The sequence below is a fragment of the Streptococcus sp. KR genome (assembly GCF_002238115.1).
Taxonomy (GTDB): Bacteria; Bacillota; Bacilli; order Lactobacillales; family Streptococcaceae; genus Streptococcus.
Genome location: NZ_NGVM01000153.1, coordinates 1 through 437, shown reverse-complemented (window position 1 = coordinate 437; position 437 = coordinate 1). Strand labels below are relative to the sequence as shown.

The 437-nt window shown below is 36.4% G+C and carries 1 protein-coding gene; it reads left to right on the top strand.

Translation table 11 applies throughout. The features are described from left to right. Positions 1 to 437 (top strand): type IV secretory system conjugative DNA transfer family protein (locus CBI42_RS11365; RefSeq protein ID WP_142294136.1); only part of this gene is annotated, 437 nt, incomplete at both ends.

Sequence of the window (437 nt, the reverse complement as noted above, 5' to 3'; positions counted from 1 at the left end):
ATCAAGTGCTTTTTTTCTACTAGGTTTTGTGATGATGTTGCTGGTTTATCTCTATCTAGAGACTGGAAAAAAACAATATCGAGAAGGAGTAGAATACGGGAGCGCTCGTTTTGGAACTCTAAAAGAAAAGAAGCTCTTTTACGGTAAGGAATTTTCTCATGATACGATTTTAGCACAAGATGTTCGTTTGACATTATTAGATAAAAAACCACCTCAATATGATAGAAATAAGAATATTGCGGTGATCGGAGGTTCAGGAAGTGGGAAGACATTTCGCTTTGTGAAACCTAATCTGATTCAGATGAATAGTTCTAATATTGTCGTGGATCCTAAAGATCACTTGGCCGAGAAAACAGGCAAACTCTTTATAGACCATGGCTATCAAGTAAAGGTGTTAGATTTAGTCAATATGAAGAACTCAGATGGCTTCAATCCTT